22 protein-coding genes and 1 tRNA gene are annotated in these 23,675 nt (G+C 57.1%); 8 read left to right on the top strand and 15 right to left on the bottom strand.

Translation table 11 applies throughout. The annotated features are described in order from the left end of the window. Complete coding sequence (greA, locus tag ABRP87_RS03395; protein ID WP_284769952.1) at positions 1-522, top strand: transcription elongation factor GreA; 522 nt, start codon at positions 1-3, stop codon at positions 520-522. A gap of 56 nt (positions 523-578) precedes the next feature. Then, positions 579-851, top strand: a complete 273-nt coding sequence (locus tag ABRP87_RS03390; protein WP_284852202.1) for a thiamine biosynthesis protein X — start codon at positions 579-581, stop codon at positions 849-851. A gap of 55 nt (positions 852-906) precedes the next feature. On the opposite strand, the gene ABRP87_RS03385 is transcribed toward ABRP87_RS03390, so the two are convergent. The 3 genes from ABRP87_RS03385 to ABRP87_RS03375 form a co-directional block, all read right to left on the bottom strand. Then, entirely contained in the window at positions 907-2,478 is a 1,572-nt protein-coding gene (locus ABRP87_RS03385) for a hypothetical protein (protein WP_349867753.1), read from the bottom strand. Positions 2,479-2,787: 309 nt separating this feature from the next. Continuing rightward, on the bottom strand, positions 2,788-3,501 hold the full coding sequence (locus ABRP87_RS03380; protein ID WP_349867752.1) for a DUF3558 family protein: 714 nt from the start codon (positions 3,499-3,501) through the stop codon (positions 2,788-2,790). Between the two features lie 370 nt (positions 3,502-3,871). Further along, positions 3,872-4,639, bottom strand: coding sequence for a Bax inhibitor-1/YccA family protein (locus ABRP87_RS03375; protein WP_284769956.1), 768 nt, complete (start codon positions 4,637-4,639; stop codon positions 3,872-3,874). 512 nt (positions 4,640-5,151) lie between these two features. Between ABRP87_RS03375 and ABRP87_RS03370 the strand changes: the two genes are divergently transcribed. Then, positions 5,152-5,316 (top strand): hypothetical protein, encoded by a 165-nt coding sequence (locus tag ABRP87_RS03370; RefSeq protein ID WP_349867751.1) that lies wholly within the window; start codon positions 5,152-5,154, stop codon positions 5,314-5,316. A 149-nt stretch (positions 5,317-5,465) separates the two neighbouring features. Here the strand turns inward: ABRP87_RS03370 and ABRP87_RS03365 are convergent. From ABRP87_RS03365 to ABRP87_RS03335, 7 genes are all read right to left on the bottom strand, one after another. Further along, positions 5,466-5,539, bottom strand: a tRNA-Leu gene (locus ABRP87_RS03365). 41 nt (positions 5,540-5,580) lie between these two features. Continuing rightward, complete coding sequence (locus ABRP87_RS03360; RefSeq protein WP_284769957.1) at positions 5,581-6,546, bottom strand: Ppx/GppA phosphatase family protein; 966 nt, start codon at positions 6,544-6,546, stop codon at positions 5,581-5,583. Positions 6,547-6,555: 9 nt separating this feature from the next. Then, the gene (locus ABRP87_RS03355) at positions 6,556-7,104 is read right to left on the bottom strand and encodes a DUF501 domain-containing protein (RefSeq protein ID WP_349867750.1); all 549 of its coding nucleotides are present in this window, start codon (positions 7,102-7,104) and stop codon (positions 6,556-6,558) included. Positions 7,105-7,112: 8 nt separating this feature from the next. Beyond that, positions 7,113-7,673: a septum formation initiator family protein gene (locus ABRP87_RS03350; RefSeq protein ID WP_349867749.1), complete on the bottom strand. Its 561-nt coding sequence runs from the start codon at positions 7,671-7,673 to the stop codon at positions 7,113-7,115. A gap of 178 nt (positions 7,674-7,851) precedes the next feature. After that, a complete protein-coding gene (gene eno, locus ABRP87_RS03345; protein ID WP_349867748.1) occupies positions 7,852-9,129 on the bottom strand; it encodes a phosphopyruvate hydratase in 1,278 nt (425 codons plus the stop codon). A 92-nt stretch (positions 9,130-9,221) separates the two neighbouring features. Then, positions 9,222-9,983 (bottom strand): lytic transglycosylase domain-containing protein, encoded by a 762-nt coding sequence (locus ABRP87_RS03340; protein ID WP_239270115.1) that lies wholly within the window; start codon positions 9,981-9,983, stop codon positions 9,222-9,224. Between the two features lie 90 nt (positions 9,984-10,073). Continuing rightward, the gene (locus ABRP87_RS03335; protein ID WP_349867747.1) at positions 10,074-10,664 is read right to left on the bottom strand and encodes a MazG nucleotide pyrophosphohydrolase domain-containing protein; all 591 of its coding nucleotides are present in this window, start codon (positions 10,662-10,664) and stop codon (positions 10,074-10,076) included. Between the two features lie 69 nt (positions 10,665-10,733). Here ABRP87_RS03335 and ABRP87_RS03330 point away from each other — a divergent pair, with 69 nt between their 5' ends. From ABRP87_RS03330 to nadC, 3 genes are all read left to right on the top strand, one after another. Continuing rightward, positions 10,734-12,209 (top strand): amino acid permease, encoded by a 1,476-nt coding sequence (locus ABRP87_RS03330; protein ID WP_349867746.1) that lies wholly within the window; start codon positions 10,734-10,736, stop codon positions 12,207-12,209. Between the two features lie 128 nt (positions 12,210-12,337). Further along, positions 12,338-13,360: a quinolinate synthase NadA gene (gene nadA / locus ABRP87_RS03325; RefSeq protein WP_502879275.1), complete on the top strand. Its 1,023-nt coding sequence runs from the start codon at positions 12,338-12,340 to the stop codon at positions 13,358-13,360. Beyond that, positions 13,361-14,296, top strand: coding sequence for a carboxylating nicotinate-nucleotide diphosphorylase (gene nadC / locus ABRP87_RS03320; RefSeq protein WP_349867745.1), 936 nt, complete (start codon positions 13,361-13,363; stop codon positions 14,294-14,296). Between the two features lie 41 nt (positions 14,297-14,337). On the opposite strand, the gene mfd is transcribed toward nadC, so the two are convergent. Both mfd and ABRP87_RS03310 read right to left on the bottom strand, forming a co-directional pair. Beyond that, positions 14,338-17,979: a transcription-repair coupling factor gene (gene mfd, locus ABRP87_RS03315; RefSeq protein ID WP_349867744.1), complete on the bottom strand. Its 3,642-nt coding sequence runs from the start codon at positions 17,977-17,979 to the stop codon at positions 14,338-14,340. After that, positions 17,980-18,597 carry a TetR/AcrR family transcriptional regulator gene (locus ABRP87_RS03310; protein WP_023026117.1) on the bottom strand — a complete coding sequence of 206 codons (618 nt, stop codon included), beginning with the start codon at positions 18,595-18,597 and terminating at the stop codon, positions 17,980-17,982. It lies immediately after the preceding gene. A 615-nt stretch (positions 18,598-19,212) separates the two neighbouring features. Here ABRP87_RS03310 and ABRP87_RS03305 point away from each other — a divergent pair. Next, a complete protein-coding gene (locus ABRP87_RS03305; protein WP_349867742.1) occupies positions 19,213-19,638 on the top strand; it encodes a hypothetical protein in 426 nt (141 codons plus the stop codon). 250 nt (positions 19,639-19,888) lie between these two features. Here ABRP87_RS03305 and ABRP87_RS03300 read toward each other — a convergent pair whose 3' ends face one another. The 3 genes from ABRP87_RS03300 to ABRP87_RS03290 all read right to left on the bottom strand — a co-directional run bounded on the left by ABRP87_RS03300 (position 19,889) and on the right by ABRP87_RS03290 (position 22,998). Beyond that, a complete protein-coding gene (locus ABRP87_RS03300) occupies positions 19,889-20,353 on the bottom strand; it encodes a hypothetical protein (protein WP_349852510.1) in 465 nt (154 codons plus the stop codon). A gap of 585 nt (positions 20,354-20,938) precedes the next feature. Further along, positions 20,939-21,904 carry a DUF4300 family protein gene (locus ABRP87_RS03295; protein ID WP_232208523.1) on the bottom strand — a complete coding sequence of 322 codons (966 nt, stop codon included), beginning with the start codon at positions 21,902-21,904 and terminating at the stop codon, positions 20,939-20,941. A gap of 185 nt (positions 21,905-22,089) precedes the next feature. Further along, the gene (locus tag ABRP87_RS03290; protein ID WP_349867740.1) at positions 22,090-22,998 is read right to left on the bottom strand and encodes an NAD(P)/FAD-dependent oxidoreductase; all 909 of its coding nucleotides are present in this window, start codon (positions 22,996-22,998) and stop codon (positions 22,090-22,092) included. A 309-nt stretch (positions 22,999-23,307) separates the two neighbouring features. Between ABRP87_RS03290 and ABRP87_RS03285 the strand changes: the two genes are divergently transcribed. Next, a partial coding sequence (locus ABRP87_RS03285; RefSeq protein WP_349867738.1) for a hypothetical protein occupies positions 23,308-23,675 on the top strand: 368 nt, incomplete at its 3' end.

Here is a 23,675-nt window from a genome sequence, read left to right as displayed (position 1 = left end):
ATGGCTGAGCAGCAAAAGCAGTACATCACCCCAGAAACCAAGGCAAAGCTCGAGACCGAGCTGCAGGAACTCATCGATCACCGCCCAGAGGTGGCAGCGGAAATCAATGAGCGCCGCGAAGAAGGCGACCTGAAAGAAAACGCCGGCTACGACGCCGCCCGCGAGATGCAGGACCAGGAAGAGGCCCGCATCAAGCAGATTTCTGAGCTGCTGGCCAACTCCACCACCGAGCGTGGCACCATGCAGGAAGGCGTTGCCTACACCGGCAGCGTTGTTCACGTGTACTACAACGGCGACAAGAACGATAAGGAAACCTTCCTCATCGGTACCCGCGCCGCTGCGACCGATAACAAGGACCTAGAGACCTACTCCGAGCAGTCCCCACTGGGCGCCGCCATCATCGGTGCGCAGGAGGGTGAAACCCGCGAGTACTCCGCACCAAACGGAAAGACCATTTCGGTAACCATCGAATCGGCTGCCCCATACGATTCCGCCAAGGCCGCCACCCCGCGCGAATCCTAAATTCCTCCTCCCACCCCACTACCGCCTTCACTACTCTGGAGAAAGAGCACATCCCCATGAAGAAATTCTCCCGTTTCGCCACCGCTGGTTTAGTTTTTACCGCCGGCCTTTCCTTGGCCGCATGCCACCCGCCGAACGAACAGGATTCTGAATCCGGCAAGATCGACAACGCATCGACCTTCACCGGCGAGGCGCCGGCGCAGAAGAATGCTGAGACGTCTTCATCTGCTGCCACCACCGAGCCCGGGGTGGATTCGGAGGGCCTGCAGAACGGGGTCGAGGAACCTGTGCAGCAGCCAAACGCCACCGCGACACAACTGCCGCAATAAAAGAAATGGGCTGAAGGATAGTATCCCTCAGCCTTTTTCTTTCCCGATTCGCTGCCTAGGATTCTCGCACCCAATTGCCGATGACCCCAGGCACAACAGCCGGTGGTTCTCCCAACAGATCTCGCTTATTAGGATCGCGCTCAACTTGAGTCGTTACCGCCTTCACCCGGTTCTTGTCATTTCCCTGACCCCGGGTTCCCATCATTGGCGCAAAGGCTCGCATACCTGCTGCCGGCCTTGCGGCGCCAGATTTGGCACCGGTGCTATTGATGGCGCCTCCCCCGCGCACCACGGCTTCGCGCACAGCTCCCCTTTCAAGGTGTCCCCGGTTACCGTTACCGCCGCTGCTATTGCCAGCAGATTCGCCTGCCCCGCGAGGAAGCGCACCTCCCACACCGCGAGCGCCGACGCTCTCACCGGAGCCACCACGCAAAGCAGCTCCGCCGCGCGCAGCGGTTCCGTCAGCACCTAGTCCTGGAGCGGAATTTACGAGTGCACCCATGTTTCCGCCTACGCCAGAACCAGGCCTTCCACCCGTGCCCAAGGCCCCGCCGCCGAGCCCGGTCAGTGGATTGAATCCGCCACCGCGGAGCGCGCCAGGATTTCCACTTCCAGCTCGCCCGCCGAAGGTAGGAGTACCCGCGGCACTTGCAATTCCAGTTCCGGTACCTAACCCGGCCCCAGTGCCCATACCCGTAGCACTGGGCCCACCGCCAGCCATTGACATAGAACCTAGCTGACTATGCGGCGTCGCCCCAGGGAGTGAGGCTCCACTGGTTGCGACATCGCGACCGCTGATATCTATTCCATCGCCCACCCCTAGTTGGGAAAGAGCCTTTCTACCGTCTGCATGCAATTGCTCCTGGAATGCGGCGGTTTCCTCTGGAGTCATGCCCACCGACTCCAAATCGTGGACCGTACCATTTGCAACGTCGAAGTTTCCCGGCCCCACATCACCGCGGGCAATAGCTTCCTGAATCGCGCGCGGCCACACAACACTGTCGGTACTATACTTCTGGCCATCGCCATCCGCACCAGACAAACCGGCATCAACACCGCCTCCTCCGGAAGCTGGCGACTGTTCCATTAACGCATGCTGATTAGGCATTGCGTCAATGGCAAACCTTTGAAGATCCGGTTGGAGCTTTGCCAACGCCGCAGTCTCTGCGATTTTTCGTTCGGCCGGGTCAGGGATCTTCATAATATCCATCGCCATTGCCATTGCCGACGGCTGAATCATCATCAATCGCGAGTGGAAACCAGTGAGCTTTTCTCCCATTGCTTCGGCATTGGCCACAAAGTGCTTCCCCGAGGCCGCTACCTCTCGGATCTTCGCTGCCGCCCGCGACGTCGTTTCGCTGTCATTCTCGTTTTCCAACGATCCCGCGGCTTTTTCAAGCCCACTAACGATCTCCCGAACCTCGGAGCCTAAGGACTTCCACCGCGCATTAGCTTCGGATACGCTCCAAATCTGCGTAGACATCAAGTCCGTTGCCAGCTTAGTAATCGACGTGCCGACGTTAACTACAGGCGGAGTAAACATAAACGGGCTATACCCTGGCTCCGGCTGATCCATAATCGGCATCGATTCAACGCCAATCTCACCGCCAGCGTCCGCGATATCCATCGCCCTACTATTTGCAGCTTCTTGGGCTTCAAAGCCTCGGGCTTCACGAGCAAGACTGTCGTAGAGCCAAGTAATCTGATCTGAAAAAGCCCCCATTGAAGATATCGCAGAGCCCGGATCGCTTAGAAGCACACGCTTGTGCAATTCTCCAACATCATCAATTCCTTTCACTGGTGAAAATGATGCGCTAATTGGAGAGTCACTCATAGACCCAAGCTCAAGAATTCTTTCTTTAAGTTTATCGATAGATACCGAATTGAGCATTAGATTTTGAATTGAAATTTGCATTTGATCCCCCCGAGTATCAATTTATTTTGCTAGATTTTCGATGATGTTTTCTGAATTCTGACAATCTTCAAAAACGGAGTCACTCCCCATTTGCATAAAACCTAATTTTAATGTTCCTCTAGAAGTTTGAAAAAGTGCTGAACAATAGTTTCCTATCAACCCTTCTACCTTGTAAGACACAATAGGAAGGTTCGCCCCTCTGCGTACGGGATTTGCCGAATACCCCTCTTTAACTTCATCGATACTTTTGACCGTGCTTTCCAGAGCAATAACTGCATCTTGATATTCTTTGCCCCCATTGAAGGCGCAATAACTCCACCCAGATTCCCGATAAGAAGACTTTTTCTCAGCTGCAACGCCTGCGACCTCAAGCTTTTCCGGTGGAACCTCCGTACACGGATCGAATAGTTCGAAATCTGGATCAGCTGGATCAAATTCTCCCGGCGGCGGTAGTACCCCGGAATCCCCATCGGCCGTGGCGCCGGTCTCCCCCCGAAGACCGGCGCCAGCACTCGTGTCCTCGTCTTTAGAGTGTTCCGAATCCCCCGCGTTGTCTTCCACGTCATCCCCCTGGTTTCCGTTGGCATCACCCGCGCCATCGACCGAACTAGTGCCATCAGCTTCTGTCGTCATCGCGGCATCTTCTGACGCGCTCCTCGAGCCGACTTCCGCAACGCAGGCACTCAGCGCGACCGAGCTGACTACCAGCGCTGCTACGGTTGCCTGACGTTTCACAACAATCCTTCGGTTACTCCTTCTAGACGAGCTGGAACGAGGAGAAAATAGAGGAGAGAACTCTCTACCTTCCGGTTTCCCGTTCCCGCCACATAGCATGCATGAATCGCGTAAAAATTTCTTGCCGAGCCCGCAAATTAATCACTATTTAACTATTTCATTTATCTCACACACCACATTTATAACTTTCCAAATGGTGAAATTTGCTGCTCATTAGCTGTCTTAAGCCTGAATGTCCTCTCCTACCCGCTTAAAGGCTAAAGGACGACTTAATACCCCCTGAATTACCCCAATAATTACAGGCCTGTAAGCCAAACGCGGACACAAAAATGGCCCGCACCGTAGTGCGGGCCGAAAGCATGAAAAAGACTTAGTTGCGCTGAACGTAGCTCAACAGGCGAAGAATTTCGGTGTAGAGCCAGACCAAGGTCACGGCCAAACCGAGGGCAACGCCCCATGCCTGCTTGGCAGGAGCACCAGCACGGATAAGACGGTCTGCTTGGTCAAAGTCGGTCAGGAAGGACAGGGCAGCCAAGACAATGCAGACCAGGGAGAAGATGATGGCGAGGGGGCCACCATCGCGCAGTGGGTTGAAATCGAAGAAGAGGGCACCCAAGAAGTTTGCAAGAGCCATGACCGCGACACCTGCAATGAGGCCGACCAAAATCTTGGTGAACTTTGGAGTGACCTTTACTGCACCAGTCTTGTAGACAATGAGCATACCGATGAATACGCCGATGGTACCGACGATTGCCTGGCCAATCAGCGCCATGCCATTAGAACCACCGATGGTGCTATTAGCGAATACGAAGGAGAAGCCACCGACGAAAAAGCCCTCGAATACCGCATAGATTAGGGTTGCGGCCGGTGAGCCCCACTTCCGGCCAAAGGAAGCCACAAGTACGGTGATGAATCCGCCGATGCCGCCGACCAGCATAAGCATCATGGCGGTGCCTGGGTTCATGGTGCCCAAGTAGAAGTTGATGGCAGCGGCCACGATAATGATGCCGAGGGTAATTCCCGTCTTGGTGACGACGTCATCCACGGTCATGGGGCGAGGGGCTTCGCCCGCGTAGCTGGGGTTCTGCTGCTGGCTACTTTCAGTCAGCGAGGTCATAACCGGATTGCTTGAACGCACGGTTGTCCTTTCTCAGTGATGTACAAATCATCTTTCTCATGTAGATCAACGTCATCACACCCCACAAAGTTCCTCATTTGGAATAATTTGTTCAAGATTCTGCAAATTTTATTACATTGGGGGTCCATCCCTTGGGCAGTCAGACGTAAGCATCCTTTAATTGGACAGTTTTAGGACACCCCAGTAGCTCTAGATGCTGTAGTTCCACAGGCATTATTCCGCTTGAGTGAGCTGGAAAGCTCGGCAGATGCCGAGAAAATTTAATCAAGCTGCGAAAATCGTACGGTCCGAGCGCGCCACGTCAATTTGGCATTATCATCCGGACTTCGTGTTCTCGCACTAGTCATTCTGGCTTATTTCTTTATACAGGTCCGGAACCTATACGCAAACCATCAGATAGCCTCAGTAAAATTGGCGGGAAACACCACAAATAGCCCCTAGGGGCGCTGGATACTCCTAATATCGAGCCCCCTAGGGGCACACCTCCAAATATTTCGAAAGGACTCATTTCAATGACGTTGAAACAGGCCTCCGCCGTCTCAGGCATCGTTGTAGCCGCTGCCTACTCTATTATTGCTGATTCGCCCTTCTGGCCCTTGGTCGTGGGGCTCGCTGCATTATCCGGCTATAACTTAGCCGCAGCGACCACTCAGCAAAGGAAAAACCCTGCAGCCTAGAGTCCTTGACGCAGATACAGGCAAAGAGCTGCGGACCGGCGGGGACTGCACTGATCGTATCGGCGTACGCTACGCGGCGTGGCTCAATTACTGAGCCATACGAAAAGTCTCGAGACACCATAGGAACGATGTCTCGAGACTTCACAGCGTGCCCCCAGTGGGACTCGAACCCACACTGAATCGATTTTAAGTCGACTGCCTCTGCCGATTGGGCTATGGGGGCGGGGCGCAAGGAATAGTGTAGGACACTATTCCTAAAAAGAGTTAATGAGGGGTAGATTCACTAACCAGACCAGCAATGATGCCGTCTAGGATGTCTTTTTCACTGATGAAAAAGCTGCGCGCATCACTAGTGCGCTCGATGAGCTGCATGATTCCCTCAACTGCTACTGCCCCACCGCCGATGACATCGGCGCGGCCTGGGTGAATGACCGGATTGAGGGCGCGTTCTTCCGAGGGAATGCTGACGAGTTGCTTGAGCAGCACCCGCAGGGCATCGAAACGCAGCTCCGAGCCGTGGATCGCATCGGCATCATAGCGCTCTAGGCCCTGTGCCAAGGCGGATAGCGTGGTGAACGTGCCGGCACAGCCCACAATGGTGCGCGCCTTGGACATGGGCACGATCTTTTCCACCTCGCCCATGCGCTCTGCTACGTATTCGGAGGCGATTTCAACCTCTGATTCCGTGGGCGGGTCGGTGCGCATGATGCGTTCTGTCAGACGCACACAGCCCATGTACGCAGAGTGCGAACCTAAAATCTCTTCATCAGCGGTGCCCACGACAAATTCGGTAGAACCGCCGCCCAAGTCAATGACGCAGAAGGGGCCGCGGTCAGGCTCCATATCGGCTACCGCGCCGTTGAAGGACAGGAGTGCTTCTTCTTCGCCGGAGATAACCTCCGCCTTGGCACCGGATTCAATCTGGCCCAAAAGTTCAGCAGTCATATCGAAAAATTCCTGCTGGTTCTTTGCATCGCGGGTGGCACTGGTTGCCACCATGCGCACGCGGGTGACCTTCTCGAACTTCATCTGGCGCACATAGCCTTCCAAGGCCACGCGGGCGCGCTCTAAGGCATCGGGCGCGATTTCACCCGTTGCATCCACGCCTTGGCCCAGGCGAATGATTTCCATGGTGCGGGTGATATCGCGCACCTTGCCGTCTTCATCAATCTCAGAAATGAGCAGACGAATGGAATTGGTACCGCAGTCAATTGCTGCCACGCGAGTCATGTCTTACTCCTATTCCGCGATGGAAAAATCGAACTCCGCCAGGTCAATGCCCAGCTCTTCCACCGTGGGCCAGTCCTGTGGAATCGCCGTACCGCGCAGCTTACCGTGGTCGGCTGCCATGGCCACGGCCTCGGTGCCGAGGCGGAAGTGTTGGGGGCCTTCGGCAAGCGCATAGGCAATGAGCACGTGCAGGCACTTCACTCGCTCCGGCATGCCGCCGCCGGAAAAGTCTGTGCCCAGGTCCTCAATCTCATTGCGCTTGGCTAAGAAATGCTCGTGGGCCTGGTGATAGTCCGCGGCGAGCTCCTTGTCCTCGGCCAGGCGGGACTCCATCCACTTCATCACGTGGGCGACCTCCAACCGGGAGGCCTCTGCGGTCAATCGGGGATCGGTGAGGTAATACAGTGTGGGAAATGGGGTGCCATCCGGCAGCTTGGGAGAAGTTTTAATCACGGCCGGTTGGTCATCCGGCGTGCGGAAAGATACCTCCAGCACGCCGCGTGGGGTGCGGCCCAATTGCTCGGAGACGATGGCTAAATCTGCATCAGTGACGGTCATGCGAACAATTATCGCATATCGCCGCTTTCCTCAGGCGCTGGCTCAATCGGCAGGTGCTGCGACTCGCTCGCTGGGGCATCTTCTTCTGGCGGCTGCGCCACCGAATCCCACAGCACCTCAAACCATGGGCGCGAATCTTCCTGCGCCTGACTATCGGTAGTGACCTGGTTATCGGGCTGAATATTAGGATCGAGGATGCGGTACGCGGTCTCGCCCTGCTCCACCACGCCGAAGCGCCGCCGGGCTTCCTGCTTGATATAGTCGTCGGATTTATATTTATCGATCTCTTTTAGCAGGGCGTCTTTTTCATCCTGCTTCGCTGCAATCGATTCATTAAGCCGGGCGATTTCGGAGCGGCCGTGGTAATAATTGCGCAGCGGCACCGCGATGATGACGAGCACCACCAACACAAAAACAACGATGACGGTCATGCCAACGATGCTCATGCGATCGGGCTTGCGGTTCTTCTTTTCCTGCGCCCGCTGGGATTTGCGGATATCCGCAGCACGCGAGGCCACCGGAACCCTAGTGCGGCTCCGGCGGCGCTCCGTCTTCTTCTCACGTGCCATAGGGTTACTATCCTAGCGCCGCCACACCAGTAACACAGGCGTGGCACGCGCGGAATTTCATCAACTTTCTCAGGCGCTCGAGATGCTCAGAACGAGCAAGCCCCCGCCACACCTTTTCGGGGCGCAACGGGGACTAAAATCCTAGCGGCGTCTAGCTTCTAGACTAGACCGCTAGGCCTTAAGCGTTGAAACGCGGGAAGGCGGAGCGGCCGGCGTAGACGGCGGCATCGCCAAGCTCCTGCTCAATGCGCAGCAGCTGGTTGTACTTAGCCACGCGCTCGGAGCGGGCCGGGGCACCGGTCTTGATCTGGCCGCAGTTAAGGGCGACGGCCAAGTCCGCAATGGTGGTGTCCTCGGTCTCGCCGGAGCGGTGGGACATCATGGTGCGGTAGCCATTGCGGTGCGCGAGCTCTACGGCATCGAAGGTCTCAGTCAAGGTACCAATCTGGTTGACCTTCACCAGCAGCGCGTTGGCTGCCTTCTTATCGATGCCCTCCTGCAGACGAGCCGGGTTGGTGACGAAGAAGTCATCGCCGACGATCTGGACCTTATCGCCAATAGCGGCGGTCAGGGTGGTGTAGCCTTCCCAGTCGTCTTCCTGCAGTGGATCCTCGATGGACACGATGGGGTACTCGTTGATGAGCTCCTCGTAGACCTTGGACATCTCCTCGGCGGCGTGCTCGCCGCCTTCGAAGTGGTACTTGCCGTCTTCGTAGAACTCGGAGGAAGCGACGTCGAGGGCCAAGGCGACGTCCTTGCCCGGCTCGAAGCCGGCCTTCTTGATGGCCTCAACGATGACGTCGAGCGCAGCGCGGGTGGAATCGACGGAAGGAGCAAAGCCGCCCTCATCGCCCAAACCGGTGGACAGGCCCTTGTCCTTCAGGACGGCCTTCAGGGAGTGGTACACGCCAGCGCCAATACTGAGGGCCTCGGTGAAGGTCTCTGCGCCGATGGGGGCAATCATGAACTCCTGCACATCCACGCCGGAGTCAGCGTGGGAACCGCCGTTCAGGATGTTCATCATGGGAACGGGAAGAACGTGAGCGTTCGGGCCGCCAATGTAGCGGTAGAGCGGCAGCGCGGCGGACTCGGCGGCAGCCTTAGCGGTAGCGATGGACACACCGAGAATGGCATTGGCGCCAAGGCGGGACTTGTTATCCGTGCCGTCCAGCTTGATGAGCGCCTGGTCAATGAGGCGCTGGTCATCAGCCTCGAGGCCAGCGATTTCATCGCCGATTTCCTCGTTGATTTTCTCTACGGCCTTCTGCACGCCCTTGCCTAGGTAGCGGTCGCCGCCGTCGCGCAGCTCGTGTGCCTCGTGCACACCGGTAGATGCGCCGGAGGGAACGCCGGCAACGCCGTGGGCGCCGTCCTCCAAGAAGACCTCGGCCTCTACGGTCGGGTTACCGCGGGAATCCAAGATTTCGCGTCCAAACGCGTGGATGATACCAGCCATGCTGTAACTCACTCCTTATAGATGATGTTCGTCGCTGAGCCAGTTAGTTCAGTTACATGCCCAATTGTTCCAGAAAACCGCCACGCGTGAGGCTAGCGAGCCGGTTGCGGGACCGAGTAGGCATTGGCCGCATGGGCTACCTTGTCCAGATATTCCCTGGACTGGTTGTAATTTAAGATGGCCTCTTCCCACTGATCCGGGTCATTGAGATCCCTATCACCAAAGCACAAGAGGTTCGCCGCGCCCAGGGCGGCATCGTCAATCTGGTTCGGGTCGGCCTTGCCATCGCCATTGGCATCGCCGCCGGCGGACTCCCACGAGGTAGGGATGAACTGCAATGGACCCACCGCGCGGTCAAATTCCGTATCGCCGTCGATTTCGCCGTTATCGGTATCCGGGGTGTGCGCGGTGTTATTCGAGCCATCCAGGGTAATGCCGACGATGGGCGGCTGCGGGTAGCCGTTGTCATCCAGCTTGGAGGACTTAAACCAGTTGCCGTTATAGGTACCGTGCCGAGTCTCTACAAAGCCCAAGCCTGCCAGGGTATTCCACCGCAAATTGCACCCCGGGTGCTGCTGCCGGGCGATAAGTTCGGCGTTGCCATAGGCGCGCAGCGCCTGCGGAGGGATATCGGTAGCTTCTGCCAGATCCGATGCCCAGTGGGTGAGCTTATCGGCCGTGCGGCCCGGCGCGTTGACATCGATATTGGCCACCTCTTTTCCACCTACGGGCGGGGTGGCATCTGGGACCGAAGAATCATCGGTGGAATTGGATACAATTAGCCCCATTACCAGCGCAATGATGATTACTACGGCTAGCCCGCAGCCCCCGATTGTTCGCAGCAGCCTGTTCATGAGTAGCCATCCTACTAAGTGAAATTCACCCCGCCGGATAACTACACGCGCCCGCCGCGCGTAAAAGTCCCTGCGACTCTTACCCCGCTTTTACTCCCGCGATTTCCCCTCTGCCCAGAGGCGGTTTTGTTCTTCTACGCCCACTATGTCCGCCGTGCCATCAAAGAGGTACGGCGCGCGGGAGCGCATCTTGCGCACGAAACTTGTGGCGACATCGTCAAGCGAGAAGGTGGAAATCTCGGCGTGAAAAAGCACCTGCAGGAAAATATCCCCAAGCTCTTTGAGCAAATCTTCCTCGGGTGCACGCTGGCGCACGGCCGCCGCAAATTCCCCCGCCTCCTCTTCTAGGTACGGCAGGAGGGATTCGTGGGTCTGCTCGCGCTCCCATTCGCCGATGCGCCGAGCCGTCGCCATAGCGCTGCGCGCCTGCATCACGGGATCCTCGAGCGACTCGGACCTAATCACCTGCTCCCCGGTGGCAATGCGCGCCTGGGTTTCCGGATCGTGTTCATCGGTGGTGACCAAGGTGCCGGTGGCATCATCGCCGCTTAAGAGATCCGAGAAATTCCACCGCACTGATACCGGTACTTCCCCGGTGAACTGAACGGGGCCATATAACCTGCCATAGGCGCGCATGGGAATCATGGTGGGCCAGCGTTCATCGAGCAACAGGACTGTCATAGCTACAAAGTCTATCCCGTGTGTTTTCTCAAGTTCCCTTTAACGGGGCAGGCGCGGTACTTTAGGCCAATGACCTCCAGCCAAAATAAGTCCCACTCGGTGTCATTGTGGACGCTTGTCGCGCTGATTATCGGATCCACCGTCGGCGCGGGCATATTTTCGCTACCCCAAAATATTTCCTCCGTGGCAGGCCCAGGTGCCATGCTCATCGGTTGGTTGGTGGCGGGTATCGGCATGCTGTCCGTTGCCTTCGTCTTCCAAATTTTGGCGTACCGAAAACCCCACCTTGACTCCGGCGTCTATTCTTATGTGCGCGCTGGCTTGGGCGATTTCATCGGCTTTACCTCGGGCTGGGGCTACTGGCTGGGCTCGGTGATGGCGCAGGTGGGTTATGCCACCCTGTTTTTCAATACGCTTGGCCATTACCTGCCGCTTTTCGATGCCGACCACCAGTGGGCGTCCGCCATCGCCGTCTCCCTTCTATCGTGGGGCATCTTCGCCGTGTTGGCACGCGGGGTGCAGCAGGCCGCATTCATGAACCTGGTGACCACGATTGCCAAAATCGTGCCGATCCTGGCCTTCATCGTCTTGGTTGCGTTCATCGGCTTTAGCTGGGATAAATTCACCCTGGATTTCTGGGGCCGAAATTCCAATGCCAGCGTCTTTGAGCAGGTCCAGGGCATCATGCTCTTTACCGTCTGGGTCTTTATCGGTGTAGAGGGCGCCTCCGTCTATTCCAAGCAAGCCGCTAAGCGCACGGATGTCGGCCGCGCTACCGTCATTGGCTTCTTTTCCGTGCTGGCACTCTTGGTCTCCGTATCCACCTTAAGCTTTGGTGTGATGACGAAGGAGGAGCTGGCCGCACTGCCAGATAATTCCATGGCTTCGGTCCTTACGGAGGTCGTCGGCCCCTGGGGCGGCGCGCTAATTTCCATTGGCCTGTGCCTCTCGGTCCTCGGTGCCTACGTTTCCTGGCAAATGCTGTGCGCTGAGCCCATCGTCATGATGGCCATCGATGGCCTCATTCCCCGCCGCATCGGCACCATCAATGTGGCCGGCGCCCCGTGGGTAGCGCAACTGATTTCCACCTCCGCGATCCAGATCTTCATCGTCGTCTTCTACGTCAATGAGGCGTCCTATGCCGCAATGGTGCAACTGGCCACCATCATGTACCTGCTGCCCTATATCTTCTCCTCGCTGTATCTGCTACTGCTAGCGATACGTGGAAAGGGCGTTACCCACCCGCACGCCGGAACGCGCTTCGATCTGTCTGGGCCGGATATTCCCAGACGCGAAAACCGGCGCCACTTTGGCATCGCGCTAGTGGCTTTCGTGTACTCGTTGTGGCTAATTTACGCCGCCGACCCGGTTTATATTCTCTTCGGCGCCCTCGCCGTCGTGCCGGGGCTTATTCCGTACGTGCTCACCCGCCTCTCGCGCCGCGAGAAGCTTTTTAATGGATTTGAGTGGTCAATCGTCATCGTTGTGCTGGTTGCCGCTATCATCGCCGCGGTCGGCCTCGCCCAAGGATCACTGGAACTCTAGTCCACTGCTCCGCCAAAAAGGGCTGCATCGGCACGCTCGCCCGCCATCGCAAGTGGTCTTGGACACAGACAGTTTAGTACGGTAATAACACCCCACTAATTCTTGTGAATATCACTTTTGGAGCACTTGTGACTCAAACCAATGCGAGCGTTATGCCCTCTGCCACTCCTGCTGGTTCAGACCCCGCGGTAGACAAGGCCTGGGCGGAGCGGATTAAAGAGTTGGCGGAACAGCGCAATGCGGTGATCCTGGCGCATAATTACCAGATCCCGGAGATCCAGGACGTTGCCCACCACACCGGCGATTCCCTGGCGCTGTCCCGCAAGGCGGCAGAAACCGATGCAGATATCATCGTCTTTTGCGGCGTGCACTTCATGGCAGAATCCGCCAAGATCCTGTCGCCAAATAAGAAGGTTCTCATCCCCGATGAGCGCGCTGGGTGTTCCCTGGCGGATTCCATCACCGCCGATGAGCTGCGCGCATGGAAGGCCGAGCACCCCGATGCCCTGGTGGTCAGCTACGTCAACACCACCGCCGAGGTCAAGGCGCTGACCGATGTCTGCTGTACGTCCTCCAATGCCGTCGACGTGGTCAATTCGCTGCCGGCGGATAAAGAAATCCTCTTCTGCCCCGACCAGTTCTTGGGCGCCTACGTCAAGCGCGAGACCGGCCGGGAAAATATCCGCATTTGGGCTGGTGAGTGCCACGTGCACGCCGGCATTAGCGCCCAGCAGCTAACCCAACAAACCCAAGATAACCCGGACGCGGACTTATATATCCACCCGGAGTGCGGCTGCTCCAATTCCGCGTTGTACCTAGCCAACGAGGGCTTGGTACCGCAAGAACGCGTGCACATGCTCTCTACCGGACAGATGATCACCCAATCCCAGAAGCAGCCGCAGAACAAGGTGCTCGTTGCTACCGAGACCGGCATGCTGCACCAGCTGCGCCAGGCCGCGCCGGACATCGATTTCCAGGCCGTCAATGACCACGCCGAGTGCAAGTACATGAAGATGATCACCCCAGAGGCCCTGGAGCGCTGCCTGATAGAAGAAACCGATGAGGTTACGGTGCCAGAAGACATCGCAAACGCGGCGCGCAAGTCCCTCGAGGCCATGATTTCCATTGGCAACCCCGGCGGGGGCGAGTAAATGGAAAACCTGCGCCTGCCGGATTGCTCTGCGCTCATTGCCACGGCCTTGGATGAGGATTTCGCTTACGGGCCGGATTACACCTCCCTGGCCACGGTGCCGGGTAAGGCCCGCTGCACGGCGGAGTTCACCGCGCGCGAGGCCGGCACCATCGCAGGCTTGGGCCTTATCGAGCAGGTCCTTGACGCGACCGCCCAGCGCTTGAGCCAGTGGGGCGTGGATACAGGCTCCGAGCTTGCCGATGCCCCGACCCCCACCATCACCCTCCACTCCACCGACGGCGACCGCGTTGCCCCAGGCCAGGTCATCGCCACGGTGCAGGCGCCTACCCTCTTGGTGCTCGCCGCTGAGCGCACCATGCTCAATATGGTCTCGCACGCAAGCGCCATCGCGACGCAGACCCGGCGTTGGGTCGATGTCATCGCAGCAGCAGCGGACGAAACGGGGACGCCGGACAGCATTAAGCAGGCCCAGGTGCGCGATACCCGCAAAACCCTTCCTGGCCTGCGGGCGCTGCAGAAATACGCCGTGCGCGCCGGCGGCGGGGCAAACCACCGCATGGGCTTGGGCGATGCCGCCATGATTAAGGACAATCACGTGCTCGCCGTGGGCGGCAGCGTAGCCACGGCCCTGCGCCGCGTGCGCGAACACGCCCCGGATATCCCCTGCGAGGTCGAGGTCGATACCTTGGACCAACTCGAAGAGGTCCTCCCGCTGCACCCGGATATGGTACTGCTGGATAACTTCGCGCTTGCCGATGTCCACACCGCCGTCCGCCTCCGCCAAGCGCTCAGCCCAGCCACGGCGCTAGAAGCATCCGGCGGGTTGCAGCTTGAAAACGCCGGCGAGTACGGCACCTCGGGCGTGGACTATATCGCCGTCGGCGCCCTCACCCACTCGGTGCACGTGCTGGACATCGGTTTGGACTTCTCCTAAGCGGCGACCGGCTACGGGCCGAGAGGCTACTCGCCCATCGGCTACTCGCCTACGCTGATGACGGATCCAACGCCGGCTTCCTCGCCGGAGACGTTGATGGGTTGGACATCGAAAAGCGCGCTTAAGAAGTCCGCTGCCCACTGGATAAGCTCCTCATCGCGCAGCTTGGGCGAGGTGACATTGCGCCCAGCCTTGGGGAAAGGCACGTTGATGGCCTTGGCCGCAGCGCGGAAGCTCGAGCCTGGGTACAGGCGCTTCAGGCGCACCTGCTTGGAATCCGGCAGCTCGACCGGGTGGAATTTCACGCGGGTGCCCTGCACGGTAATGTCTGCCACCCCGGCGCGGCGGGCTTGGTGGCGCAGGCGCGCTACGGCGAGCAAGCGCTCGACCTCCTTGGGCAAGGGGCCGAAGCGGTCTTCCATTTCCTCCCGCGCCGCCGCCAGATCCTTGTTGTCCTGCGAGGCCGCGAGCTTGCGGTAGACCTCGAGGCGCAAGCGCTCGGAGTCTATATAGGACTCTGGGATGTGGGCATCCACGGGGAGATCGATGCGGATTTCCTTCGGGCCCTCGTCTGTTACCGCAGGTGCCTCGCCGCGGGCCAGGGACTTGAAGGCCTCGACGGCCTCGCCCACCAAGCGCACGTAGAGGTCAAAACCCACGCCTGCGATGTGGCCGGATTGCTGGGCGCCCAGCACGTTGCCGGCACCGCGCATCTCCAGGTCCTTCATGGCCACGGCCATCCCGGCGCCTAAATCATTGTTCTGGGCAATGGTGGCCAGGCGGTCATAGGAGGTCTCAGTCAGCGTGGCGCCCTTGGGGTACAGGAAGTAGGCGTAGCCGCGCTCGCGGGAGCGACCCACGCGCCCGCGCAGCTGGTGCAGCTGCGACAAGCCCATGTGGTGGGCATTTTCCACGATGAGCGTATTCGCATTGGCAATGTCCAGGCCGGTTTCCACGATGGTGGTACAGACCAAAACGTCATACTCGCGGTCCCAGAATCCCTGGACGGTCTTTTCCAGCACGTCCTCATTCATCTGGCCGTGGGCAACGACGATGCGCGCTTCTGGCACCAAGTCGCGCAGTTCGCGCGCCTTCTTTTCAATATCGGAGACCTTATTGTGGATAAAGAAGGTCTGGCCATCGCGCAAAAGCTCGCGCCGAATGGCTGCCGCGACCTGCTTGTCCTCGTAGGCACCAACATAGGTCAACACTGGGTGGCGATCTTCTGGCGGGGTGAGGATAGTCGACATTTCGCGGATGCCGGCCATGGACATCTCCAGCGTGCGGGGAATCGGCGTCGCGGACATGGTGAGCACGTCGACGCTGGCTTTCAGCGCCTTGATGTGTTCCTTGTGCTCCACGCCAAAGCGCTGCTCCTCATCGACGACGATTAGGCCCAAGTTCTTCCAGTGCACGCCGGTTTGCAGCAGGCGGTGCGTACCGACGACGATGTCAATCGAGCCATCGGCAAGCCCCTTAAAGATCTCCGTTGCTTCCTTCTTGGAGGTAAAGCGCGATAGGACCGCCATCTTGACAGGGAAACCGGCCATGCGCTCGCTAAAGGTATCGAAGTGCTGCTGCGCCAGCAGCGTGGTGGGCACCAGCACGGCGACCTGGGTACCATCTTGGACCGCCTTGAAGGCGGCGCGAATGGCGACCTCGGTCTTGCCATAGCCCACATCGCCGACGACCACGCGGTCCATCGGCACCGTGGATTCCATGTCCTCTTTCACCGCGTCGATGGCCAGCATCTGGTCTTCGGTTTCAACGAAGGGGAAATTATCCTCCATCTCCGCCTGCCAGGGGTTATCGGGCGCGAACTGGTGGCCCGGTGCGGCCTGGCGCTTGGCATAGAGATCCACCAATTCGCCGGCAATCTCGCGTACGGCGGCACGCGCCTTCTTCTTGGTGTTCTTCCAGTCCGAGCCGCCCATCTTGGATAGGTGGGGCGATTCGCCGCCGGTGTATTTGCTCAGCAGATCCAGCGAATCCATCGGCACCCACAGCTGGTCCGCCGGCTGCCCGCGCTTGGAGGGCGCATACTCCAGCACGATGTATTCGCGCCGGCTGGTCTCATCGCCTGATTGGATGGTGCGCTCGGCCATCTTCAAAAACTTGCCGATGCCGTGCGTTTCATGCACCACAAAATCGCCCTGCTTGAGCGCCAGCGGGTCCACCTTATTGCGGCGCTTGGCCGGCCGCCGCTTAGCGTCTGCAATATCGCCAACGCGGTTACCGGTCAGGTCCGTTTCCGTGACCACGACGAGCGGGAGTGCCTCAGCGTCTTTGAGCTTGCGCACCTTGGGAAAGACCAAGCCGGCATGGCTGAGCGCCTGATACAAGGTGACCTCGCCCGCGCTGGGTTCCCAACCAGGGGTGGCCACCTTGGTGCGAATGCCCTGCTCGGCAAAGCGCTCCACCATGCGCTTAATGGCGCCCTGGGCAGGCGCGATAAACGCCGCGCGCCCGCCGGCGTTGGTATGCGCCAGCAGCTGGGCCATCATGGCGTCGATTTCTTTGATATCTCCGCGCGGGGTGGGCCCAGGTTCGAACTCGAGCGGCAGGGTTTCTTCCTCTGGCCCGGCCAGCATGCCCGGTGGGGAAAATGTCCACAGCGGCTGGCCGGCCTCGCGAATAGAGACCTCCAACGACTCAAAGGAACGGTAGCTAGAGCCTTCGGTATCGAGTCCTTCCGTGGACAAGGGGCCATCCGCGCCCATGGCCGCGGCCTCCCACCCGGCGGCGAGGAATTCCGCGTCTGTCTTTTCCAGGTCTTCCACGCGGCGCCTGATCTTTTCCGGCGCCACCATCACCACGTGCGTAGTGGCGGGAAGGAACTCGGAGAGGGTGATCAGTGGGGCATCGGAAAGCACGGGCAAAACCGCCTCCATGCCCTCAGCCGGAATATGCTCGCTGACCTTGGTCAAAAGCTCCACCAGCGCCGGGTTGCCGGTGTGCGTCGCCGCCAATTTAGCCGCGCGCTGCGCTACCGCATCCGTAATCGGCAGCTCGCGGGCGGTAAAGATATCGACGCGGCCGACCTCGATTTCCGGGATGGTGCGCTGGTCAGCAACAGAGAACTGGCGGATATCGGTGACCTCATCGCCCCAAAACTCCACGCGCACCGGGTAGTCCAAGGTGGTGGGAAAGACATCGATAATGCCGCCGCGGGTGGCAAACTCACCGCGCTTGGCCACCATGTCCACGTGCTTATATGCCCGAAATTCGAGGCTGCGCACCACATCATCGAAGTTATATTCGTGGTCTTCTTCCAAGTGCACCGGGGCGCGGCCCTCGATGTCCTGCAGGATGGGCTGGGACAGCCCGCGCGCGGCAGTAACGATAATGCGCAGGTCATCAATGTTGTGCAGCACCTGCGCGCGCTTGCCGATGATATCCACGCCCGGGCTCAGCCGCTCGTGCGGCAGCGTCTCCCACGACGGGAACATCGCGACCTTATCGCCCATCATCGCGCTAAGCTCCGCGGTGAGATCCTCGGCCTCGCGGCTGGTGGCCGTGACCGCCAGCACCGGCGCGTGGTGGGCCAGGGTGCCAAGAGCCCAAGGGCGCGCCTGATCGATACCCGTAATGTGCAGGTCCTGGCCCACATTGGCCACGAGCCCCTTGAGCTTCGGGTCCGTGGCCGCGACCTTAAGCAGACCTGCCAGCATTGGCGTCGCCATTTACTTCCTGCCTCCTAGCTTGGGCTTAATTTCCATACCGGACAAACCATTCCAGCATAGATTGACTATATGCGTAGCGACGACTTCCTTATCCGGTTTATCCGGGCTGCGCTCATCCAACCACCACTGCGCCGTGGTAGAAACCATGCCCACAAGTGCTTGCCCGTAAATATTGGCTAACTCCGGATTAATACCGCGGTGTTCAAAGGCCTCACCCAAGATATAGGCCACCTGCCCCACCGCGGCATTGAGCAGCGTGGAAAAGCTACGCTCCTCGCCCGGCTTCGAATCGCGTACCAGAATGATGAAACCATCGGTTTCTTCCTCAACGTAATTCAGCAGCGCCATCACGGCCTGCTCAATGCGCTCGCGCCAGCTGCCTTCTTCTAATGAATCCCTGATGACTTTTTCTAGCGCCAACATCTCCCGATCCACGACCACCGCATACAGGCCTTCTTTGCCCCCAAAATGTTCGTAGACCACCGGCTTCGATACGCCGGCGCGGGACGCAATCTCTTCAACGCTGGTGCCTTCAAACCCCAATTCCGCAAAGGCGGCGCGCCCAATGGAAATCAATTGCTCGCGGCGCTCGCGTCCGGTCATTCTCTGTCGAACCATGCCTTCTACCATATCCTTTGCCCCACCCCTACCTAGTAATTTGTTATTTACCCGGGGGCGTCAGGTACGCTATAGCTACAGCAATCGCTGTGGTTCCCCATGGTGTAATCGGCAACACTGCGGTTTTTGGTACCGCCATTCTAGGTTCGAGTCCTGGTGGGGAAGCATTTTCGCAGCCCTCTCTAAAGGCATAAACGCCGGCGAGAGGGATTTTTTAGTTTTCCCGTTCCTGCGGTCTCAGAAAGAAAACTGTCACCAAGAGAATCGCCCAACCGCGAAAATCTACTAATCTCAGGGCTCGCTGTCTTTAGCGATCACATTCACCGGTGGCAAATTAATGCTTATTCTTCCCTCTCCCCAGGACCAATAGATCAACCCGCGGAAAGAGGCCCTGCACAGGCTCATCGATGCAATCCCTCCACGTATTTATCCCCCCTGTAGATCCTCAAGATACGCAGAGATTGACCTCCCTAAGTTTTAGAGGAAAAGTTAAAACACACCTGACTCATTCCTGTGTGTTCCGACACAAAAGCTGAATATTTTATAAATAAGCATTAGTATGTTTCCGGTGTAAACACCCACCTTTTGAAAACAAAATTCCACCAAGGAGGAATCATGCTGCGCAAAGCATCCGTCGGACTTACCACCCTGGCCATTGCCACCACCACCGCAGTGGCACCGGCACTCGCTGAAGACACCACTCCCGAAACCACTGCAGCCGAGACCACCGCAGCGGTAGAAACCACCACCGAGACCACCCCAGAGCAGGATGACAACGGTTCCGCCAAGCTCAACAAGGAGAACATCCACGACAAGCTGGACGAGCTCTCCAGCAAGCACCAAGATAACAAGCAGGATCTCGACGGCAAGCACGAAGAGCACAAGGAAAACTTCCACGCCAAGCTCGACGAGCTCTCCAGCAAAACTGATGACTTCAACGCAAAGGCCGAAAAGTTCATCAAGAACATTGACTTCAGCAAAATTCAAGACGCGCTGAAGGTCGTTGAAAAGATCATCGAGATCTCCGCTAAGCTCGCCTAACTTCAACGATCTCCACAATTCCACTAATGCTCTGGGTGTATTCCAACCACCCAGAGCATTTCTCTTTTCTCCATTTGACCGAGCTGACCCCTCTTTGGAGCAAACACCTCCGAGATTAAAGGAATCCGGCCATAAGAAAACCGTCCAGTGCACTACGCGCGCATTGGACGGTCTCGCTGGGTTCCCAAAAGAACCAATTATTGAGTGCTCTGTGTAGTCATAAAGCCAATACAGAAGCGGGGTGACCTATTTAGCGGTCGACGTCAAGGACTAGGCCGTTCCTGTCGATATCGACGTCAACGCCACCAACTTCGACTTCCCAGTAGCCATCATTGTCCCACTTGACCTTGCCTTCGCCGTTGTGGGCACGCTGCAAAACCTGAGTCACTTCATCCTTAGTCAGACCCTCTTCGTTCAGGTCACGCTCTGCTTCACCGGAGTAACCGGTAATTTCGGTGGGCAGGTCGTTGGTGGCAGCGTTGCCACCGCCCTGACCGGCATTGCCACCATTCGCGTTAGCGTCTGCACCAGAGGTGACGGTGACGGTTTCCTTGCCATCATCCTGGTTATTCTGGTTGCTCTGTTCCGCTGGTGTAGCGGTCTCAGTGACGGTCACCGGGGCGGAGCTGCCATCATCGCTGCAGGCTGCCAGGGTCAGGCCCAGAGCGGCAGTCGCAGCTGCGATGGAAACGCGGCGGAAATTATTCGATTTCATGTCTTCAACCCTTCTTATGAGTCTTGTGAGTTTTCCCAACGTTTGCTGGGGAGGCGGTGTCCAGCCTCTGAGAACTCCAGCTCGACACGGTTAGTGAGTATACCTATAGCGACATATAGATTACCTATCCTAGCCCTAAAATGTGAGGTATATATCACAGTAGCATACGGCGTGACGATGGTTATGCTTGCCTTAAAGGAATTAGGCAACCCTTCGAAACCGGGTGTCCCTGCCGAATGCGCTAAAAGCGAGTCACGTGGTTTATTCGGGAAATCGGGATTACAGGTATCAGTCAGAGCTAACAGGGTAAGCCACGGCCATTTGGTTGATGGCTTGTTTCCCGTAACGATGCAGCCGCAACGACACGCTCCGTTTAGACCGCGCATCGCTTACAAAGAGGAATCGAGTTGCCAGGGTTCTTCTATCACCCACTGGCCCCTGAACATTCAGCAAATGTTAGGATTGGCGGGAAATTACTCCCCGTCGCGAATGTTCAAACTATTCCGCCGTGGTTTGGGCATTAAAGGCCACGCGCCTCCTGGCAGGAAGCAGTTCATTATTGTCACACAGGGTTAAACTGCCCTTTTACTTCTTGGCGTAGCGCATGCCTTCTATCACGTCATCATTGTCAAAGATGACGGGTTGGCCATATTCCAAATCGGGGCCGTCATCGTATTTATGCATCAAGTAATCATTGAGCTGCTGCATATCCTTCACCGTCACCGCCTGATAAGGCATATCGAAGGCAAGCTTCTCCAAGAATAGATAGCCATCCTCATACGGCACGGCAACGCCGGTATGTCCGATAAAAAGCGTGGCCGGTTCCGTCAAGGTATCGTGCGAGAATACCGACACCACCCGAGCATCCGTATCCGCGAACTCGATTCCGCGGTCTTTAAAATAAGCCTTGATATCGGCGATGTGCTGCCCTGGATCTTGCTCCATGGTGGTTTCCACATTCCCATAGAAGGCCTCGAACTTGGCGCGCTCGGCTTCATCAAAGATTTGCTCCGGCGCATTATCTAGGGACTGTTGATCTAGGAATAACAAGGAATCATTGGGATTGTCCTGGTCATCAACGGAAAAGAGCGAATCCGCCAGGGTAAAGGTATTAATGCGGCAATTGGTACCCACATAGTCCGCATGGTGGTCATTCCACGCCTTTGAAATGGCCTCCACATCGTAGTCCGGATCCTGCGTCCCGTAATCCGCGAAGCCTTCGGCCACCATGCTGTCCGTCGGTACAGCAGTGTTGTATTCGTCTACCAATTCAAAAAAGCCGTCGATACTTTCTTGTGGCATTCCGGCATCGGCAAGCGCGGTGCGGGCCACCTCTTGCGATTGCTTATCGACGAGATTGCTCATCGTCATCCCCGCCAAAAGCTGCGACGCATCGCTATCTGCGGTCGGAATCTCCGTGTGCTGTTCGCTCGCCGCCTTTGACTGCGCGGCAGCACTGGAGGCCGACGCAGATTCGGAATCATTCGCAGCCTGATTCGTGTCACCACTATCTGGGTTCGAGCAGGCCGCCAACAATAAACACGCTGTCACAGTAGGGACAGTCAGGTAGGAAAAGCGCATCATCACATGCTAGCGAAAAATGGCCCACACAAGATAGCCCCTCGAAAAATCGGGTAGCAAGAACTCCCAATGCGTCTCGGTACGACTTTATTAGCTCATTGTGGGGAAGCCACCACTATCCAATCTCCGGTATGAGCAATGAAAGTGTAAATCCTTTAGTAGGAGATATCCTCGTCAAACATCTTCTGATCCACCTTAATGGCAACGGCGGCTCCAGCACCCATGGCTTGCGGCATTTGGTCTGGGGAGCTTATGACATTTCCTGCAGCCCAAATGCCCTCCAGCGACGTCATCCCAGAGTCCGCTTTAACCCAACCGTGTTCTACAGCGCATCCGGCTTGTTTAAGTATTGAGTCATTGGGAACAAATTCCGGACCGGTAAAACAAGCTTCGTATTCTTTCTTTTCCTGCCCAACGTCAAGTACTACGCCGCCATCAAAGCGTTCAGATTCTCTAACCCCTTGCACCAAATTAGGTTCAATTGTGATTCCTAGCGATTCCATAAGGCGTTTTTCTTCCTGGGAAAGATCCAAGCCATTTGGATAGAAAGTCACTCGATCCGTCCATTTAGTGAGCAACTTCGTTATACGGAAAGTAAATGGAGGGTTCTTCCCACCAATAACGACCAGGTTTTTATTTTTTACCTCATAACCATGGCAATAAGGGCAGTGAAAGACCCGGTTGCCCCACAGCTGCGCTACTCCGGGGATGTCTGGCAATTTGTCAGTGATACCTGTAGCTACGATTACATGGCGCGAGTAAACGGCGTCGCCGCTTTCCAATTCGGTTTTCCACCCACGAGTGTCGCCATCAGCAAGAGCAAGCGACTTCGCCATTTGAGAAATAACCTCTCCGCCGAACGACTGAAATTCACGGCGTCCGCTTTCAAGCGTTTGAATAGGCGAAGCTGAATCAAATCCTAAAACTCCGTGGGAATGCTCGCTAAACCTATTGCGTGGCTGATCTGAGTCCACTAACGCGACAGACCGATTCGCGCGAGCCAAGGTAATGGCCGCAGAAGTGCCCGCGAATCCGCCACCAATAATTACTACGTCCACTCTCATAGAAATCTTTCCTCACCCCAATGCTGAATCATCAATAATCGGAATCTACTTACCTTACTTTAAGCCAAGGAAAGTCAAGGTAATCTACAATTTTCGTACACATAGGCGGTTTTCCTTGCTCACCTGCATACTTATGTCCAGACCGGTTGATTTAGTTAAACCATTGCTACTTCACACCACAGCCAGATGCTGGGGTTGTGCTTCGGCAACAATCACTCATTATCTCTCTTGCGAAAGACCAAAGCGTTGGACAACTCTCCTTACCCGTCTCCCTCCCTTGAAACTCCTGCGCCACTTCCATCAGCAAACGTGGAAAAGCCGCTTTTAAAGCGGTGGTGGTTCTGGCTATTGTTTATTGGGGCCGCCCTCGTGGTGTTTGTGGCCTTTATTTTTTCCATGCTGAAAATAAGCGAAGCCCAAGACACTGAGGCCGCTTTAGACAAATGCCGCGAGGATGTAACCCGCCGTGCCAAGTACCCCGGTGGAGTCAGTTTTCCAGAAGATATTGATATCCAGTCGGCAGATTCAATAACTGAATCGCCACGTACATACCACGCCTTCGGCCACGTTGATTTTCCCAATGGATTTGGCACTCCAGTCGAGCGTGTCAAGTTGTTTGTGTGTGGGGTTAGGTTTATAGGTATTTGTCGAAGCGGTCGGGAAAGGCCACGGCCATT

Source organism: Corynebacterium sp. KPL2830 (assembly GCF_040225635.1).
Lineage (GTDB): Bacteria > Actinomycetota > Actinomycetes > Mycobacteriales > Mycobacteriaceae > Corynebacterium.
Note: the sequence above shows the minus strand (reverse complement) of the source record. Positions and strands in the feature narration are given on the sequence as shown.